This is a genomic window from Amycolatopsis sp. NPDC047767, assembly GCF_040704195.1.
Taxonomy (GTDB): Bacteria; Actinomycetota; Actinomycetes; order Mycobacteriales; family Pseudonocardiaceae; genus Amycolatopsis.
Window position 1 is genome coordinate 134770 of record NZ_JBEYSJ010000019.1, and the last position, 16889, is coordinate 151658.

At 73.7% G+C, this 16889-nt stretch carries 15 protein-coding genes; 8 read left to right on the forward strand and 7 right to left on the reverse strand.

What is annotated here, in order from left to right:
* Positions 1-272: 272 nt before the first annotated feature.
* The 3 genes from AB0878_RS30305 to AB0878_RS30315 are packed head-to-tail and all read left to right on the forward strand — an operon-like array spanning position 273 to position 2626.
* On the forward strand, positions 273-1577 hold the full coding sequence (locus tag AB0878_RS30305; protein ID WP_366583629.1) for a histidine kinase: 1305 nt from the start codon (positions 273-275) through the stop codon (positions 1575-1577).
* The gene (locus AB0878_RS30310) at positions 1574-2197 is read left to right on the forward strand and encodes a response regulator transcription factor (protein ID WP_366583630.1); all 624 of its coding nucleotides are present in this window, start codon (positions 1574-1576) and stop codon (positions 2195-2197) included. The genes AB0878_RS30305 and AB0878_RS30310 overlap by 4 nt, the downstream gene beginning before the upstream one ends.
* A 48-nt stretch (positions 2198-2245) precedes the next feature.
* The gene (locus tag AB0878_RS30315) at positions 2246-2626 is read left to right on the forward strand and encodes a hypothetical protein (RefSeq protein ID WP_366583631.1); all 381 of its coding nucleotides are present in this window, start codon (positions 2246-2248) and stop codon (positions 2624-2626) included.
* A 3-nt stretch (positions 2627-2629) separates the two neighbouring features.
* Here AB0878_RS30315 and AB0878_RS30320 read toward each other — a convergent pair whose 3' ends face one another.
* On the reverse strand, positions 2630-3511 hold the full coding sequence (locus AB0878_RS30320) for an EamA family transporter (protein ID WP_366583632.1): 882 nt from the start codon (positions 3509-3511) through the stop codon (positions 2630-2632).
* A gap of 70 nt (positions 3512-3581) precedes the next feature.
* Here AB0878_RS30320 and AB0878_RS30325 point away from each other — a divergent pair, with 70 nt between their 5' ends.
* Positions 3582-4466 carry a LysR family transcriptional regulator gene (locus AB0878_RS30325; RefSeq protein WP_366583633.1) on the forward strand — a complete coding sequence of 295 codons (885 nt, stop codon included), beginning with the start codon at positions 3582-3584 and terminating at the stop codon, positions 4464-4466.
* A gap of 30 nt (positions 4467-4496) precedes the next feature.
* Here the strand turns inward: AB0878_RS30325 and AB0878_RS30330 are convergent, their stop codons facing one another.
* From AB0878_RS30330 to AB0878_RS30345, 4 genes are all read right to left on the reverse strand, one after another.
* Positions 4497-5927 (reverse strand): alpha/beta hydrolase, encoded by a 1431-nt coding sequence (locus AB0878_RS30330; RefSeq protein WP_366583634.1) that lies wholly within the window; start codon positions 5925-5927, stop codon positions 4497-4499.
* Positions 5928-6031: 104 nt separating this feature from the next.
* Positions 6032-7288 carry a bifunctional 3,4-dihydroxy-2-butanone-4-phosphate synthase/GTP cyclohydrolase II gene (locus AB0878_RS30335; protein WP_366583635.1) on the reverse strand — a complete coding sequence of 419 codons (1257 nt, stop codon included), beginning with the start codon at positions 7286-7288 and terminating at the stop codon, positions 6032-6034.
* Between the two features lie 103 nt (positions 7289-7391).
* A complete protein-coding gene (locus tag AB0878_RS30340; protein WP_366583636.1) occupies positions 7392-8297 on the reverse strand; it encodes a hydroxymethylglutaryl-CoA lyase in 906 nt (301 codons plus the stop codon).
* Between the two features lie 10 nt (positions 8298-8307).
* Positions 8308-9525 carry a CoA transferase gene (locus AB0878_RS30345; RefSeq protein WP_366583637.1) on the reverse strand — a complete coding sequence of 406 codons (1218 nt, stop codon included), beginning with the start codon at positions 9523-9525 and terminating at the stop codon, positions 8308-8310.
* 161 nt (positions 9526-9686) lie between these two features.
* On the opposite strand from AB0878_RS30345, the gene AB0878_RS30350 reads away from it, so the two are divergent.
* On the forward strand, positions 9687-10193 hold the full coding sequence (locus AB0878_RS30350; RefSeq protein WP_366583638.1) for a flavin reductase family protein: 507 nt from the start codon (positions 9687-9689) through the stop codon (positions 10191-10193).
* Positions 10194-10196: 3 nt separating this feature from the next.
* On the opposite strand, the gene AB0878_RS30355 is transcribed toward AB0878_RS30350, so the two are convergent.
* Entirely contained in the window at positions 10197-11204 is a 1008-nt protein-coding gene (locus AB0878_RS30355) for an AraC family transcriptional regulator (protein WP_366583639.1), read from the reverse strand.
* Between the two features lie 313 nt (positions 11205-11517).
* On the opposite strand from AB0878_RS30355, the gene AB0878_RS30360 reads away from it, so the two are divergent.
* The 3 genes from AB0878_RS30360 (at position 11518) to AB0878_RS30370 (ending at position 15208) form a co-directional block, all read left to right on the forward strand.
* Positions 11518-13008 carry an aldehyde dehydrogenase gene (locus AB0878_RS30360; protein WP_366583640.1) on the forward strand — a complete coding sequence of 497 codons (1491 nt, stop codon included), beginning with the start codon at positions 11518-11520 and terminating at the stop codon, positions 13006-13008.
* Positions 13009-13038: 30 nt separating this feature from the next.
* Positions 13039-14217 carry an LLM class flavin-dependent oxidoreductase gene (locus AB0878_RS30365; protein WP_366583641.1) on the forward strand — a complete coding sequence of 393 codons (1179 nt, stop codon included), beginning with the start codon at positions 13039-13041 and terminating at the stop codon, positions 14215-14217.
* A gap of 142 nt (positions 14218-14359) precedes the next feature.
* The gene (locus tag AB0878_RS30370) at positions 14360-15208 is read left to right on the forward strand and encodes a helix-turn-helix domain-containing protein (protein WP_366583642.1); all 849 of its coding nucleotides are present in this window, start codon (positions 14360-14362) and stop codon (positions 15206-15208) included.
* 3 nt (positions 15209-15211) lie between these two features.
* Here AB0878_RS30370 and AB0878_RS30375 read toward each other — a convergent pair whose 3' ends face one another.
* Positions 15212-16675 (reverse strand): amidase, encoded by a 1464-nt coding sequence (locus tag AB0878_RS30375; protein ID WP_366583643.1) that lies wholly within the window; start codon positions 16673-16675, stop codon positions 15212-15214.
* Positions 16676-16889 lie beyond the last annotated feature (214 nt).

The window sequence follows — 16889 nt, forward strand, 5'->3', positions numbered from 1 at the left end:
CCGGGGCACACCGCCCACATCCGGCCCGTACGCTGCAGTGATCGCCCTCACAGGGCCCCGGCGAACCGCACCCCGCGGCGCTTCACGCGGAGCAACGACTGGGCCACGAAACGGCCTAGCTCCGGCTACGCCGAGTGGATCCGCCGAAATGTCACGCAGGGTGATCGCCGGAGTGCTCCGCCCGGGGAGCCGGTTCCCGCCTCGCCCGATCGGGAGGTCGTAGTCCTGCCGGACAGGTCCGGACCGGGCACCCGGGCCGATACCGTGCTCGCATGTCACCGGAGCGGAGCCCGTCCACGGCCGGGCTGCTCGCCCGGTTCACGATCGCCGGGGTGGTCGTGCTCGCGGCGCTGGCCGGCCTCATCGCCTACCTCGCGCGCGAAGCGGGCACGGCGCAGGCCACCCAGTCGGCGGTGCAGACCACGTCCGTCACGGCCCGCGGCGTGGTCGAACCGCGCCTCGACGCGGCCGTGGTGAACCGCGACCCGGCCGCGCTGACCGCGTTCGACGCGGCCATCCGGCGCTACGTGCTGCAGGGTTCGCTGGTGCGCGTGAAGGTCTGGTCCGCCGACGGCACGATCCTCTACTCCGACGCGTCCGCGCTGATCGGCGAGCGCTACCCGCTCAGCGCCGAGGAGGCCGAGGCGCTGCGGGTGCAGGGGAGTGTGTCGGAGGTCAGCGACCTGACACGGCCGGAGAACCGGCTCGAGACGTCGTTCGGGAAGCTGCTGGAGGTCTACGTCGGGATCCGCGCGGCCGACGGGCGCCCGCTGCTGCTGGAGGCCTACTACCGCTACGACGCCGTGACGCAGGCCGGGCAGGCCGCGTGGGCGCGGTTCGCGCCGCCGTCGCTGGGCGCGCTGGTGGTGCTGGAGGTCGTGCAGGTGCCGTTCGCGTGGTCGCTGGCGCGGCGCGTGCGGCGCTCGCAGCGGGAGCGGGAACGCCTGTTGCAGCACGCCGTGGACGCCTCCGACGCCGAGCGCCGGCGGATCGCCCGCGACCTGCACGACGGGATCGTGCAGGACCTGTCCGGGCTCACGTTCGGCCTCGACGCCGCGAGGCTCGGCGATCCGGACGAGGCCCGCCGCGCCGAAGTCATCGCCGACGCCGCGGGGAGGCTGCGCACGAGCGTCGGCGCGCTGCGCTCCCTGCTCGTGGACATCTACCCGCCGAACCTCGCGGAGGAGGGTCTCGGGCCGGCGCTGGCCGAGCTGGCCGGCGGCCTGGAGCGCACGGGCGTGGCCGTGGACCTCGACGCGGACGACGCCGACGGCCTGCCCCCGGCCGCGTCGGCGCTGCTGTTCCGCACCGCGCAGGAGGTGCTGCGCAACGTCGTCGCCCACAGCGCGGCCCGGGCGGTGCTGGTGCGCGTGACGCGGGCCGGCTCGGGGGCCATCCTGGTGATCGACGACGACGGCCGCGGCTTCGACGGAGACCGGCTCACCGAGCAGGCGCGCGACGGGCACTTCGGGCTGCGGGCCGTCGGCGACCTGCTGGCCGAGGCCGGTGGCAGGCTGTCGGTGCGCGCCGCGCCCGGCCGGGGCACGCGGGTGGAGGCGGAGGTGCCGTTGTCATGATCCGAGTGCTGATCGCCGACGACCACGCCATCGTGCGGACCGGTCTCACCCAGCTGCTGAGCACCGCCGGCGACCTGCAGCTCGTCGGCGCCGCGGGCGACGGCGAGGAGGCCGTGGCGCTCGCGGCGGAGCTGGGCCCGGACGTGGTGCTGATGGACCTGTCGATGCCCGGCACCGACGGCGTCGCGGCCACCGCGCGGATCGTCGAGGCGAACCCCGACACCCACGTCCTGGTGCTCACGTCGTTCTCCGACCAGGCGCGGATCCTCGACGCGCTGCGCGCCGGGGCCGAGGGTTACCTGCTCAAGCACAGCGAGCCGGAGGTGATCCTCGCGGGCATCCGCGAGATCGTCGCGGGCGGCTCGCCGCTGGACCCGAAGGCGGCGCGCGTGCTGCTGAGCGATCGGCGGGCCGCGCAGCCCGCCGCGAAGCTGACCGACCGCGAGCGCGAGGTGCTGCGCATGGTCGGCGACGGCCTGCCGAACAAGTCCATCGCCCGGCGCCTCGGGATCACCGAACGGACCGTGAAGGCGCACCTGACCAACGTCTACCAGCGGCTCGGCGTCACCGACCGGACGCAGGCGGCGCTGTGGGCGCAGCGGCACGCCGACCGGTACTAGGACCACCGGACAATGGCGCTCCCGCGCGGCGATCGCGAGGATGGACCCGTGACCGATCCCGCCGCCGACCCCCGGCCCGTGGTGTTCGAGACCCGTGCCGGCGCCGGTCCTCGCGCGCCCCGGCGGGGCCGCCAGGTGCTCGGTGCTCTCGCCGGCGCCGTGGTGGCGGCCGGTGCCGCGGCGGGGATCGTGTGGGGTGGCACGGCCGTGTGGTCCCTCGTGGACCCGGGCCGGACGGCCGACGCGCCGGCCCCGTTGTGGATCCCGCCGCCGCCGCTCGTCACGGCGGTGTCGGCCCCGCCGTCGGACGACAACCCGCACACCTCCGGCTCCCGGGCTCCGGAACCCGGCGACGACCACGGCGGTGATCGCGGTGGCCGGGGTTCCGACGACAACGGCGGTGGCCGCGGCCGCGGCGGGGGCCGCTGACGCTCACCCGACCGGTTCGCGCACACGCGCCTTGCGCCGCGCGGTGATGAGCACGACCCCGCCCACGGCGATCGCGCCGCCCACCAGCTCGATGGGCGCGGGGACCTCGCCGAGCCAGACGTAGGCCACGGCCAGCGCCACCACGGGCACGAGGTAGAGCGCCGACGTCGCCGCGGTGACCGTGTTGCGCGCGACGCCGTAGCCCCACAACACGAACCCGAGCGCCGAGGGCAGCAACCCCAGGTACAGCACGGCCGCGTGCGCCGACGCGGGCGCGGTTTCCAGGCCGTGCCAGGCCGCGGGGGCCAGCGGCAGCGAGAAAACCGTGCCGGTCCACATCGCGTAACACGCGACTTCGAGCCCGGAGTAGCGGCGCAGCAACGGTTTGCTGCAGAAGTGGTACGCGCCCTGCACGAGCGCCGCGGCGAGGACCACCCACGCGGCGGTCGAGTACCGCACGTCCCCGCCGGACAGTGCGATGAGCGCCGAACCGCCGAGCGCGACGGCGCTGCCGAGGAGGCCGCGGGCGCCGAGCCGTTCACCGAGGAACGCCGCGGCGAGCACTGCGCTGAACACCGGCGCCGTGGCCACCAGCAGGCTCGCCGTGCCGGCGGGCACGTGCACCTCGCCCCAGTTGAGCAGCACCTGGTAGGCCGCCATTCCCGTGAGGCCGCACAACGCGATGAGCGGCAGGTCCTTGCGCCGCGGCAGCCGCACGCCCAGGAACGGCGCCGCGACGGCCAGCGCGACCGAGGCCACGACGAGCCGCGCCAGCGACAGCCCGAGCGGGCCGTAGCCGTCGAGCCCCACACGGATCGCGGGGAAGGCGGAGGCCCACAGGACGACGGTGCCGCCGATGGCCAGAACGGGTTTCGAGGTGCTCACCGGGCCAGTGTGGACGTTATGATGCGGTAGATCCAGTTAGTCTTTGCTTCGAGATCGGGAAGTTCGGCTTATGTTGGAAGTCCGCCGCCTGAGGCTGCTGCACGAGCTCGCGCACCACGGCACCGTCGCCGCGACGGCCGAGGCGCTCAACCTGACCGGTCCCGCCGTGTCGCAGCAGCTCGCGGCCCTGGAACGCGAGGCGGGCACGCCGTTGCTGGAACGGCGCGGGCGCACGCTCGCGTTCACCGCCGCCGGTGAGCTGCTGGTGTCCCACGCCGACGTGATCCTCAGTGATCTCGCGGCGGCCGAGTCCGCGCTGGCCGCCGTGCGGTCCGACGGCGCGGGCACCGTGCGGGTGGTCGCGTTCCCGTCCGCGGCCAGGACCCTCGTCGCTCCACTGTGGACGAATCTGCCCGGGGTGTCGCTGCGGCTGGTCGAGCAGGAGCCGGAGTCGGCGATCGGCACGCTGCTGCACCAGGAAGCCGACGTCGCCGTGGTGCACAGCTACAGCCTGCTGCCGCGCGAAACCCCGGCCCGGTGCGAAGAACACCACCTCGCCGACGACCCGGTGCTGCTCGCCGTGCCGCCGGCGCTGGCCGAGGCGCGCGCGCTCGCGGACGGCCAGAAGGTGCGCCTGGCGCGGTTCTCGGCGGTGCCCTGGCTGGTGCCGTCGAAGGAGTACTCGTGCCACGAGATGATCCAGCGCGCGTGCGGCGCGGCCGGGTTCGTGCCCGACGTGGTCGCCGAGGCCACCGACTTCGCCGTGCTGACGGCGCTGGTGGCGGCCGGTGCGGGCGTCGCGTTGATCCCGCGCATGGCCTTGCCGGACTCGCACGCGCCGGTGAGCCTGCACCCGCTGGCGAACCCGGTGTCGCGCAAGGTGTACGCGGTCACGCGGCTGGGCACGGGACGGCGGCCGGACGTGGGGGCCGTGCTCACCGGCCTCGGCGCGTGACGGCAGGGGTGCGCAGGGGTCCACAAAGGACTACCCGGAACACGTGCCGTTCGACGTCGCCCCGGTGGTGAAGAACTCGACGCCGTCGGCCGCGCACGGGAGGTGGGCGAACGACGAGTGCACGTCGTCGGTCACGGTCAGGAGCGCGCCACCGACCTTCGCCTGCATCTCGCGGGCCCACGGGAACGGGGTGTTGGTCTCGAACTCGTGCCCGACGAGCTGCAGCGGGCTGGAGCCGCGTACGAGCGCGGTGGGCTGCGGCGCGAACGGCCAGCCGGCGCACCGCGCGTCGCCACCGGGTTCGTAGGCGGCCACCGGGTACCGGGCGGCGAGCTCGAGCCCGTGCGCCCACGCCTGGTCGACGTCGCGGGCGCCGGGGGAGTCGTTGCAGTTCACGGCGGCCAGGACGAACCCGATCTCCCCGTCTCGGTAGCCGACGTCGAACCCGTTGCCGGCCGGTGCGGCCGCGGGCGGTGCCGTGGCCGCCGGCGGCGTTCCGTCGCGGGCGTCGGCGAGTGCTTGCGCGGCTGCGGCCCAGTCGGTGCGGGAGGCGAGCAGTTGCCGGTTGGCCCAGTGGTCGTCGCGGTCGGCCAGGGGCTGGGCCGCGAGCCGGCCCCGCAACGCGAGCAGGGCCTGCGAGACGGCCGCGGCGGTGCCGCCGAACCCGTACGTCGCGTCGCGATCGGCGAGCCAGCGGGTGAAGTCGTCGAAGTGTGCTTCGGCCGCGGCGGCCTGGTCGTCGGACCGCCTGACGGCCTCGCCCGGCGCGAGCACCGAGTCCAGGAGCATCCGGTCGACGTGGCCGCCGAACAGGCTGCGGTAGGCGGTGCCGAGTGCCGTGCCCCACGAGTTGCCGAAGTAGCCGATCTTCTCCTCGCCCAGCGCCCGGCGGATCACGTCCATGTCGCGGGCGATGTTGGCCGTGGTCATCGACCGGGCCAGCTCGGGGTCCTTCCCGGCGCAGGTGCGCACCCGGTCCGCGACGGCCTTCGCCTGGTCCTTGAAGCGCTGCTCGGCGGTGTCGGTGGCGGGCGGCCGCGGCACGTTCGCCGGATCCAGTTCGGGGCAGCCGATCTTGTCGCTGTAGTCCGAACCGCGGATGTCGAACCCGATCAGGTCGTGCGTGCGGCCGATCCCGGCCAGCTCGGTCCGCGTGAGCTCGTCCGGGAAGGTCGTGCCCTGCTCGCCGGGTCCGCCCGGGTTGACGAGCACCACGCCTTGCCGGTGTGCCGGATCGGTCGCGCGGACCCGGCTGACGGCGATGGTGAGCTGCCGGCCGCCGGGCCGGCGGTAGTCCAGCGGTACGCGGACCGTCGCGCACTCGCTCGCTTCGCCGTTCGCCCAGCCTTCGGCGATCTTCGCGCATTGCTGCCACTGCAGGCCTTGCGCCGGTGGCGGGGCCACCGCCGTCGTGAACGGCACCGCCAGAACCGCCAGTACCACAGCCGCACCCTTGGCCACGTCGTCCGCCTTTCCGTGGACTGCACCGTCGATCTTCGTCGGGACCGACGGTGCCGGGCGGGTGTGCGCGGATTGTCCGCGGCGCGTACTGGTTCGGTAACGGCTCAGCCGGTGCTCTCGTCGACGTCGAGGGTGTGGCCGAGGCGCTGCTGCTTGGTCCGCAGGTAACGCAGGTTGTGCGCCGTCGCGGCGGCGGGCAGGCCGACGCGGTCGACGATCTCGAGGCCGTAGCCGTCGAGACCGCCGTATTTGGCGGGGTTGTTGGTGATCAGGCGCAGGCGCGTGATGCCGAGGTCGGCGAGGATCTGGGCGCCGACGCCGTAGGAGCGGGAGTCGACGGGCAGGCCCTGGGCGGTGTTGGCGTCGACGGTGTCCAGGCCGGTCTCCTGCAGCGCGTAGGCGCGGATCTTGTGCGCCAGCCCGATGCCGCGGCCCTCGTGGCCGCGGAGGTAGACCACGGCGCCCGCGCCCTCGGCGGCGATGGTGCGCAGGGCTTGTTCGAGCTGCGCTCCGCAGTCGCAGCGCAGGGAGCCGACGATGTCGCCCGTGAGGCATTCGCTGTGCACGCGCACGAGGGCGCCGCGCGGGCCGCGGCTCGCGGCGGCCACGTCGCCGTGGACGAGGGCGAGGTGCTCGGTGCCGTCCGTGGTGGACCGGTAGGCGACGGCCCGGAAGTCACCGAAGACGGTGGGCATGGCGGAGGTGGCGACGTGCTCCACGAACCGTTCCGTGGCCCGCCGGTAGCGCACGAGGTCGGCGATCGCGAGCACCGGCAGGTCGTGCTCGGCCGCGAACCGCGTGAGCCGCTCGCCGCGGCACATCGAGCCGTCCTCGGCGACGATCTCGCCGATCACGCCCACCGGTTCCTGCCCGGCCAGGCGCAGCAGGTCGACGGCGGCCTCGGTGTGCCCGGCGCGCACGAGCACCCCGCCTTCCCTGGCGCGCAACGGGAACACGTGCCCGGGCCGCCGCAGCTCGCCGGCGCGGGTGCCCGGTGCGGCGAGCGCGCGCAACGTCTTGGCCCGGTCCGCCGCCGACACTCCCGTGCCGCTGCCGACGTGGTCGACGGTGACGGTGAACGCGGTGCCGTGGGCGTCGGTGTTGTCCTCGACCATCGGCGGCAGGCGCAGCGCGTCGGCGCGCTCGGCGGTCATCGGCGCGCACACGATGCCGGTGGTGTGGCGCACGATGAACGCGAGCTGCTCCGCGTCGGCGACGGCGGCGGGCAACACCAGATCGCCCTCGTTCTCCCGGTCGGCCGCGTCCGTCACCACGATCATCCGGCCCGCCGCGAGCGCCGCGACCGCGCGCTGCACCGCCAGCGTCGAGGGCAGGCCGGCCGGGGTGGGTGGCTGGGTCATCGTCGGCTCCTGGGAGGTCGGGGTCGCTCCGGCGTGAGGTTACGAGCACCGCGACGGCCGGGATAGCCGTAACCCGCAGCGGAATGGCCGTTGTGCGTATCGGTCAGCCGCGCCCGCGCGGCCGGTTCGGGCCGCCGGCGCGGTAGAGGTTGCTCGGCAGCCCGTGTCCCACGGCGCGTTCCACCACCGCGGCGGCTTCGAGCACCTTGCCGAGGTCGAGTCCGGTGTCCACACCGGACTCTTCGAGCAGGTACACGACCTCCTCGGTGGCGATGTTCCCGCTCGCGCCGGGCGCGAACGGGCAGCCGCCGAGCCCGCCGACCGACGCGTCGATCTTCGTGACCCCGGCCTGCAGCGCGGCGAGCACGCACGCGAGCCCGGAGCCGCGGGTGTTGTGGAAGTGCACGCCGAGCTCGACGTCCGGGCACGCCTCGCGCACGCGGCCCAGCAGCTCGGTGACCCGCCCGGGCACGGTGGTGCCGATGGTGTCGCCGAAGCACAGCTCGTCCGCGCCGAGGTCGACGGCCCGGCGCGCGAGGTCCACGGTGCGGCTCACCGGCGTGCGCCCGTCGAAAGGACAGTCCCACGCCACGGCGAGGATGGCCTCCAGCCGCCCGCCCGCGTCGTGCGCGAGCTTCGCGACCTCCGGCACCGCGGCGACGGCCTCGTCGGTCGTCCGGCGCGCGTTGGCGAGGCTGTGCCCGTCGGACGCGGAGATCACGTACTCGAGGTCGGCCATCCCGGCGGCCACGGCCCGGCGCGCGCCGCCGCGGCCGGCCACCAGCGCGGAGAACGCGAGTTCGGGCCAGCGGCCGAGCTCGGCCGCGAGCTGCTCGGCGTCGGCGAGCGCGGGCACGGCGGCAGGGGAGACGAACGACGTCACCTCGACGCGCCGCACGCCCGTGGCGGCCACTGCCTCGAGGATGTCCAGCTTGGCGGCGAGCGGGATCGGCGCTTCGAGCTGAAGGCCGTCGCGCAGCCCGACTTCGCGCAGGTTCACGGGACTCATTGCTTGCCTCTCAGACGATTCCGGCTTCGGTGAGCTCGGCCAGCTCGGCGCCGGTGAGGCCGAGCAGTCCGGTGTAGACCTCCGCGTTGTGCGTGCCCGGGTGCGCGGGACCGGCCCAGCGCACCGCGCCCGGCGTGCCGCTCAGCACCGGCATCACCCCGGGGCCCAGCACTTCCTTGCCGATCGCGTCGTCGAAATGCGGCAGCAGCATGTCGCGCGCCCGGAACTGCGGGTTGGCCACCACGTCGGCGACGGTGGCGACCGGCCCGACGACCACGCCGGCGGCTTCGAGGATCGACGTGAGCGTGGCGGAATCGTGGCGGGCGGCCCATTCGCCGACGAGCGCGTCGATCTGGTCCTGGTTGCGCCCGCGCGCCACGTGGGTGGCGAACCGCTGGTCGGTCACGAGGTCCTCGCGGCCCATCGCCGTGCACAGCCGCGCGAACACCGTGTCCTGGTTGGCGGCGATGACGATCCAGCGTTCGTCGGCGCAGCGGTAGAGGTTGGACGGCGCGAGCCCGTCGAGGCGGGTGCCCGACGGTTCGCGCACCAGGCCCGTGGCGTCGTAGTCGGGGATCACGGACTCGAGCATCGCCAGGCACGCCTCGGCCAGCGCGACGTCCACGACCTGGCCGCGTCCGCTGGTGCTGCGCGCGTGCAGCGCCGCGAGCACGCCCTGCGCGGCGAACATCCCGCCGAGCGAGTCGCCCAGCGACAGCGCCGCGCGCGGCGGCGGGCCGCCCGGGAACCCGTTGAGGTAGCGCATTCCGCCGACCGCCTCGGCCACCGACGCGTAGCCGGGCCGCTCGGCGTGCGGGCCGGTCTGCCCGTAGCCGGAGACCCGGGCGAGGATCAGGCCGGGGTTGCGCTCGACGAGCACGTCGAAGCCGAGGCCCCAGCGTTCGAGCGTGCCGGGGCGGAAGCTCTCGACCACGACGTCGGCAGTGTCGGCGAGGCGCAGGAACAGCTCTCGGCCTTGCGGACGGCGCAGGTCGAGCGTGACGCAGCGCTTGTTGCGGGCGTGGACGGTCCAGAAGAAGTGGTGCCCGTCGAGCTCGGCCTGGCCCCACACGCGCAGCGGGTCGGGCCGGTCGGGGGCTTCGAGCTTGATCACGTCCGCGCCGTGGTCGGCGAGCAGCCGGCCGCAGAACGGGCCGGCGATGAGCGTGCCGAGCTCGAGGACGCGGATCCCGGCGAGGGCGCCGGCGGGGAGGTCGGTGGCAGACACGACGCACACCGTAGGAACGCGGGTGCGCGGCGAGATATCCGATCGCGGTGGCGGACTATCCGTCCTGTGCGCCGCCGCGCGAAGCCGGTCCGCGCGCCGCGGCTATTCGCCCGCGGTTGGCGGATGGTGCCGGGCCGGAACTGCTCTTACCGTTGCGGCGCATGGACAACCGGACAAGCAGCGAGCCGCCGCAGGTCGAGCCCACGCACATGCGCGAGGTCCTCGGGCACTTCGCCTCCGGCGTCGTGATCGTCACGGCGCCGGCGCCGGGCGGCCCCGCCGGGTTCACCTGCCAGTCGTTCAGCTCGCTCTCCCTCGACCCGCCGCTGGTGTCGTTCGCGCCCGCCCGCTCGTCCACGAGCTGGCCGAAGATCCGGGCCGCCGGGCGCTTCTGCGTCAACGTCCTCGCCGAGGACCACGCCGAGCTGAGCACCGCCTTCGCCCGCTCGGGCACCGACAAGTACGCGGGCGTCGCCTGGCGCCCGGCCCCGTCCGGCGCGCCGATCCTCGACGGGGTGGCCGCGTGGATCGACTGCACGCTGGAACACGAGTACGCGGGCGGGGACCACACGATCGTCGCCGCCCGCGTGCAAGCGCTGGGTGCGGATCCTTCGCGGGCGCCGCTGCTGTTCCACCGCGGCGCGTACGGGATCAGCGTGCGGGACTGAGGCTCACGCCGAGACCGCCCGCAGCGTTTCGCGCGGCAGCTCACCGAAGCGTTCCCGGTACTGCTGCGCGAAGCGGCTCTGGTGGAAGAAACCCCAGCGCAGCGCGATGTCCGTGACGCGCGTGAGGGCCGGGTCGCTGCGCAGCAGCTCGGCCCGCACGTGGTCGAGCCGGATGCGGCGCAGGTGGTTCATCGGCGACTCGCCCAGCACCTGCTGGAACGTGGCGTGCAGCGTGCGCACGCTCATGCAGCCGACCTTCGCCAGCTCCTGCGGGGTGAGCGGCTCGTCGGCGTGGGCCTCCATGTACTCGATCACCGGGCCGAGCCGGCTCTGGCGCACGGGATCGTCGGGCGCGGCGAGGTCGTCGGCGAACTGGTGGCGCCCGGCGTGCAGCAGCTGCGTCATCACGAACGCTTCGAGCTGCTCCCGCGCGATCGGCATGTCGGCGAGGCCGCCGGGGCGGTCGAGCTCGCGGGCGAGGAACTCCACCGACGAGAGCAGGGTGCTGCCCGCGGGCGTGGTGAAGTCGATGCCGAAGTCGAAGTCGAGCACCTCGTCGACGGGGCGGTTGAGGTGCTCGCCGAGGTGGGCCTCCAGCGTCCGGCGGCCGATCTTGAGGATGAGCTGCGCCGCGTCCGGCGACCAGCGCACGGTGTTGACCTGGTCGGGCAGCAGCACGACGCCGCTGGTGCGCGCCCGCGTGGTGGCGCGGCGCCCGTCGGTGCGGTCGGCGTCCGTGCGGCCGGCGATGGTGAGGTTGACGTGGTAGCAGTCCTCGGTCGGCGGCATCACGAGCTTCGCGCACGACTGGTAGCTGAGGTAGCCGACGGTGAACATGCGGTCGGCGGTCGAGTTCAGCGTCATGTCGAGCTCGTTGCCGGGCACGGTCAGGTCGTGGTCCAGGTAGATCCTGGTGACCGCGTCGCGGGCCTCCTCCAGCGAGCGGGTGCCGAGCACCCGGTAGCGCGACAGCGGCGCCTCGGCCGGGACGGCCTCAGGACGGGCAGCCATCCGACACCTCCTTGTGTCGTCTCTGCTCAGTGTCGGTTCTTCTCCGGCGGCCTCGAACGGCGAGGCCGGTGCTCCGGGCCAGCTCGACACTAGGTGGTCGCCGCGGCCCCCTACTAGCCCGAAAGCGCGTGGCGCTATCCGCTGAGTGCAGCACTGCCCGGCCGGGTGTGCTTCTCGTCTCGCCGGGTGGGACGGGCTCCTTCGCGCTGAGGGGATCCGCGGCTGCCGTCCGGGGATATCGGCGGGCCGCCGCCGATCCCTAGCGTTTCCCGGCGTCCCCAGGCGCCAGCCCCCTGCAACGAAGGAGAGGTCGATGACGACCACCTCAGCGCCATCGCTGGAGGAACTCAAGCTCTTCATCCACGGCAAGTCCGTCGACGCCCGCTCGGGCCGGACCTTCGAGTCGCAGGACCCCTACGCCGGCCGGCCGTGGGCCCGGCTCGCGGACGGCGGTCCCGAGGACGTCGACGAGGCCGTCGCATCGGCCCGGGCGGCGTTCGAAGGCGAGTGGGGCGCGATGACCGGCTTCCAGCGCGCCGCGATCATCCGCCGCTGCGGCGACGCGATCGCCGCCAACGCCGAGCGTCTCGCCCGGCTGGAGGTCAACGACTCGGGCAAGCTGCTGCGCGAGATGCTCGGCCAGCTCAACAGCCTGCCGCAGTGGTACTACTACTTCTCCGGCCTGGCCGACAAGATCGAGGGCCGCACGGTCCCGCCGGTGAACCCGAACTACTTCGGCTACACCCGGCGCGAACCGGTCGGTGTCGTCGGCGCCATCACGCCGTGGAACTCGCCGCTGCTGCTGCTCACGTTCAAGCTCGCCCCCGCGCTCGCGGCGGGCTGCACGATGGTGGTCAAGCCGTCGGAGCACGCGCCGGCCTCGACCGTCGCGTTCGCCGAGGTGCTGCACGAGGCCGGGCTGCCCGCGGGCGTGCTCAACGTGGTCACCGGCTGGGACCGCGCCACCGGTGAGGCCCTGGCCAAGCACCCGGGCATCGACAAGGTCGCGTTCACGGGCTCGTCGGCGACCGGTGCCAAGGTCGCGCAGGCCGCCGTCGCGAACTTCAACCGAGTGACGCTGGAGCTCGGCGGGAAGTCGCCGCAGGTCGTGTTCCCCGACGCCGACCTCGACGCGGCCGCCAACGGCCTGGTCGCGGGCGTGTTCGCGGCCACCGGGCAGACCTGCATGGCCGGCTCGCGCCTGATCGTGCACGCCGACGTCCACGACGCGCTGGTCGAGAAGGTCGTCGCGCGGGCCAGCGCCATCAAGCTCGGCGACCCGACCGACGCCGCCACCGAGATGGGCCCGGTCGCCAACCGGCCGCAGTACGAGAAGGTGCTCGGCTACCTGCAGGGCGCGGCCGCCGAGGGCGCCACGTTCGCCTGCGGTGGTGAGCCCGACGCCGCTCGCGGCGGCCTGTTCGTGAAGCCGACCGTCGTCACGGGCGTCACGCCGGAGAACACCATCGTCCGCGAGGAGGTGTTCGGCCCGGTGCTGGCCGTCTACCCGTTCCACGACGAGGACGAGGCGCTCAAGCTCGCCAACGACACCCCCTACGGCCTGGCCGGTGCGGTCTGGACGAAGGACGTGCACCGCGCCCACCGCGTCGCCGCGAAGCTGCGCGCCGGCACCGTGTGGATCAACGCCTACCGCGTGATCGCCCCGAACATGCCCTTCGGCGGCTTCGGCGCCAGCGGCATCGGCCGGGAGAACGGCGTCGACGCGATCAACGAGTACACGGAGAACAAGTCCGTGTTCGTCGAGCTCACCGGCGGCACCCGCGACCCGTTCCAGCTCGGCTGAGCCACCCCCATTCCGCGAAGGAGACCCCCCATGACGATGACCGCCAACGAACGGCTCGGCCTCGCCCCGACGGACCCGCGCCCGGCCGACGAGACCCGGCCGCTGGTGGACCGGGCCGAGACGAACCCGCTGTTCGGCGACCAGAAGATGAAGCTGGGCCTGTTCGGCACCAACTGCTCCTACGGGCTGATCATGAGCCACGCCCCGAGCACCTACAAGATCACCTGGGAGCACACGCGCGAGATCGCCCAGCGCGCCGACGGCCTCGGCTTCGACGTGCTGGTGCCCGTCGCGCGCTGGAAGGGCTTCGGCGGCTCGACGAACTTCAACGGCAACTGCTTCGAGACCTACGCCTGGGCCGCCGGCCTGGCCGAGGCGACGGAGCGGATCGCCATCGCGTCGACCTCGCACCTGCCGACCGTGCACCCGATCGTCGCGGCGAAGGCCGCCACCACGATCGACCACATCTCGGGCGGGCGGTTCGCGCTCAACCTGGTGATGGGCTGGGTGCCGCCGGAGATGGAGATGTTCGGCGGCGAGCAGCGCCAGCACGACGAGCGCTACGCGTTCGGCCAGGAGTGGATCGACTACGCCGTCCGGCTGTGGACGGAGCCCGGCTCGTTCGACGTCGCCTCGAAGTACTTCCAGGGCAACGACGTCGAGGCCTACCCGAAGCCGCACCAGGCCCCGCGCCCGGCGCTGCTCAACGCGGGCAACTCGCCCGCGGGCATCGAGTTCTCCGCGCGCAACGTCGACATCAACTTCGCCTCGCTCGACACGCTGGAGAACATCAAGGCCTACACCGCGAAGGTCAAGGCCAAGGCCCGCGACGACTACCAGCGCGACATCAAGGTGATGACCTACGGGCTCGTCGTCTGCCGCGACACCGAGGAGGAGGCCAAGCGGGCCTTCCAGCAGGTCGTCGACGAGGGCGACTGGGGTGCCGCGGGCAACGTCATCAAGATCGCCGGGTCGGGCGCGAGCCAGTCGTTCGACCACGCGGTGAAGGAGATGCAGGAGCGCTTCATCGCCGGCTGGGGCGGCTACCCGATCGTGGGAACCCCGGAGCAGGTCACCGAGGAGCTCGGCGCGCTCAACGAGGCCGGGATGGAAGGCATGATCTTCGGCCTCATCGACTACAACGAGGAGCTGAAGTACTTCGGCGACAACGTGATGCCGCTGCTGAAGCAGGCCGGCCTGCGTCACTGAAGTCCGGGGTCGCAGGGCGGGTGTCCTGCGGCCGGACGTGCGGCTCCGGGCGGGTGGCGGACCCGTCCGGAGCCGAACGCCTTCCTGTGCTTGCGAAAAGCGGCGGTAGGATCACCGGCCGCGATTTGCGAGGATGGGTGGTGTGAACAGCCCGGACGAGCTGGCGTCGACGCTGCGGGGCTGGCGGGAACGGCTGGTACCCGGCCGGGCCGGCCTGCCGGTGCACGGGCCGAGACGGGCGCGCGGGCTGCGGCGCGAGGAGCTGGCCGTGCTGGCCGGGCTCTCGGTCGACCACGTCGTTCGCCTGGAACAGGGCCGCGCGCCGGCTCCCGGGGTGCAGGTGTGCGTCGCGCTCGCGCGGGCGTTGCACCTGTCCGACGCCGAGCAGGAACGGCTGTTCCGGCTCGCCGGCCACGAGCTGGGCGGCGGCCGCGTGGGACGGCTGGTCCCCGAAAGCACGCGGCGGCTGCTGGAACGCCTCGACGACCACCCGATCGCCGTGCACGACGCGATGTGGACGCTCATCGCGTGGAACCGGCCCTGGGTCGCGCTGCTGGGCGAGCCCGCCGCGCGCGACGACGAGCGCAACGCCGTGTGGCGCCACTTCACCGGCTGCCCCACGCGCACGGTGCTGACCGCGGCCGAACGCGAGGACTACGAGACCGCGCTGGTCGCCGACCTGCGCCTGGCGCAGTCGCGCTACCCACGTGACCCCGACCTGGCGGCCCTGGTCGGCCGGGTCGGCTCCGCGAGCGAGGGGTTCCGCACCCGGTGGGACGCCCCGGGCGTCGACGGCCTCGCCCGCCAGCCGACGTGCCTGACCGTGGTCCACCCCGACGTCGGGCGCCTCGACCTCGACCGCGACGTGCTCGCCAGCCGCCACGGCGACCTGCGCATCGTCGTCTGCACGGCGCGTCCCGGCACGGAGTCCGCCGCGCGGCTGGCGTTGCTCGGCGCGCTCGAGTTCGAGTCGATGGCCCCGCCGGGTTAGCGGCTACCCGCGTTCGAGGTCCGGTGCGGTGAACCCGCCCATCTCGCGCTCCAGCAGCTCGGCCAGGCGCAGGGGCGTGCGGTCCTCGAACATCGGCCCCACGAGCTGGACCCCGACCGGCAGGCCCGCGTCGTCGAGGCCGGTCGGGACGACCGTGGCCGGCAGGCCCGGCAGGGTGGCGAGGCCGGCCCACACCAGCTGGTCGCCGTAGGGGTGCTCGGCGCCGTCGACGAGGACGTGCCGCAGCTCCTGGTGCGGTGAGTGGTCGTGGGGGAACGCGGGGGTCGGCGAGACGGGGCAGAGCACCACGTCGTACTCGGCGAAGACCGCGCGCCAGGAGTGCCGCTGCCGTTCGCGGGCCAGGTCGGCCGCGAACCAGTCGCGGTAGCTCAGCCGGGTGCCGCGCACGCGGGCGGCGTGGAGGCTGTCGTCGTCCGGCGCGAGGTCCGCCAGCAGCCGGCCGAACCGCTCGTAGACCTCGGCGGGGAAGTTCGTGCCGAAGGTGGCGAACAGCAGCCGCAGGTACAGCCGCGCCGACTCGGTCAGGTCGGGCAGCAGCGCGCTGCCGTGGTCGACGCGGGCGCCGGCCGCCGTGAGTGCGCCGGCCACGCGGGCGAGGCCGGCACGCACGCTCGCCGACGTCGGCATGTCCGGGTGGTCTTCGAGCACGAGCACGCGGAACTCCGCCAGGCGCTCGTGGCGGGCCGGCGGCAGGCGCAGCTCGTAGGCGACCCCGAGCGTGAGCGGATCCGGCTCGGCGAGCAGGTCGAGCAGCACGCCCAGGTCGGCCCCGCTGCGCGCCATCGGGCCGATCACCGCCAGGTCCACCTCGGTCGGCAGCGCGGGGGCCGGCGGCGGTGTGTGACCCCGCGACGGCAGCAGCCGGTACGACGGTTTGTGCGCGTAGACCCCGCAGAAGTGCGCGGGCGTGCGCAGCGAGCCGCCGATGTCCGAACCCATCGACAGCGCGCCGAACCCCGCGGCCAGCGCGGCCGCCGAGCCGCCGGACGAACCACCGGGGGTGCGGGCGACGTCGAACGGGTTCGCCGTGGTGCCGTAGATGTCGTTGTAGGTCTGCAGATCGCCGAGGGCGAGCGGCACGTTGGTCTTGCCCAGCAGCACCGCGCCGGCCGCCTTGAGCCGGGCGACGGGCAGCGCGTCCTGAGTCGGGACGAAGCCCGCGAACGGCGGGAGACCCCACGTGGTCGGCAGCCCGGCCACGTTGAACGACTCCTTGACCGTGATCGGCACGCCGAGCAGCGGACCGTCCTCACCGCGGGCGCGCGCCGCGTCGGCCGCGCGGGCGGCGTCGAGTGCGCGGTCGAAATCGGGCACGCAGATCGCGTTTACGGCTCCGTCGTACTTCCCGATGCGCTCGATCGCGGACTCGGCCAGCTCGACGGCCGTCACCTCGCCGGCCCGCAGAGCCGCGGCGAGCTGCCCGGCCGACAGCAGGTTCGGGTCCATGCGTTCCTCCCACGACAGCGTTCCACGGCTTACGACGGCGTACCGACGGCTTGCGACGGCGTACCGACGGCGACGTTAGCGGCTCGTCCGGCCGGTCGTCCCGGACTTCGCCGGACTATCGTGGCGCGGCGGGGAAACCGCTCGCCTCGCGGATCTCACGTTTCGGCGCGCCCGCGCGTCTACCCGGGGAGAGGCGAGAAGAAGGGAACGGGGA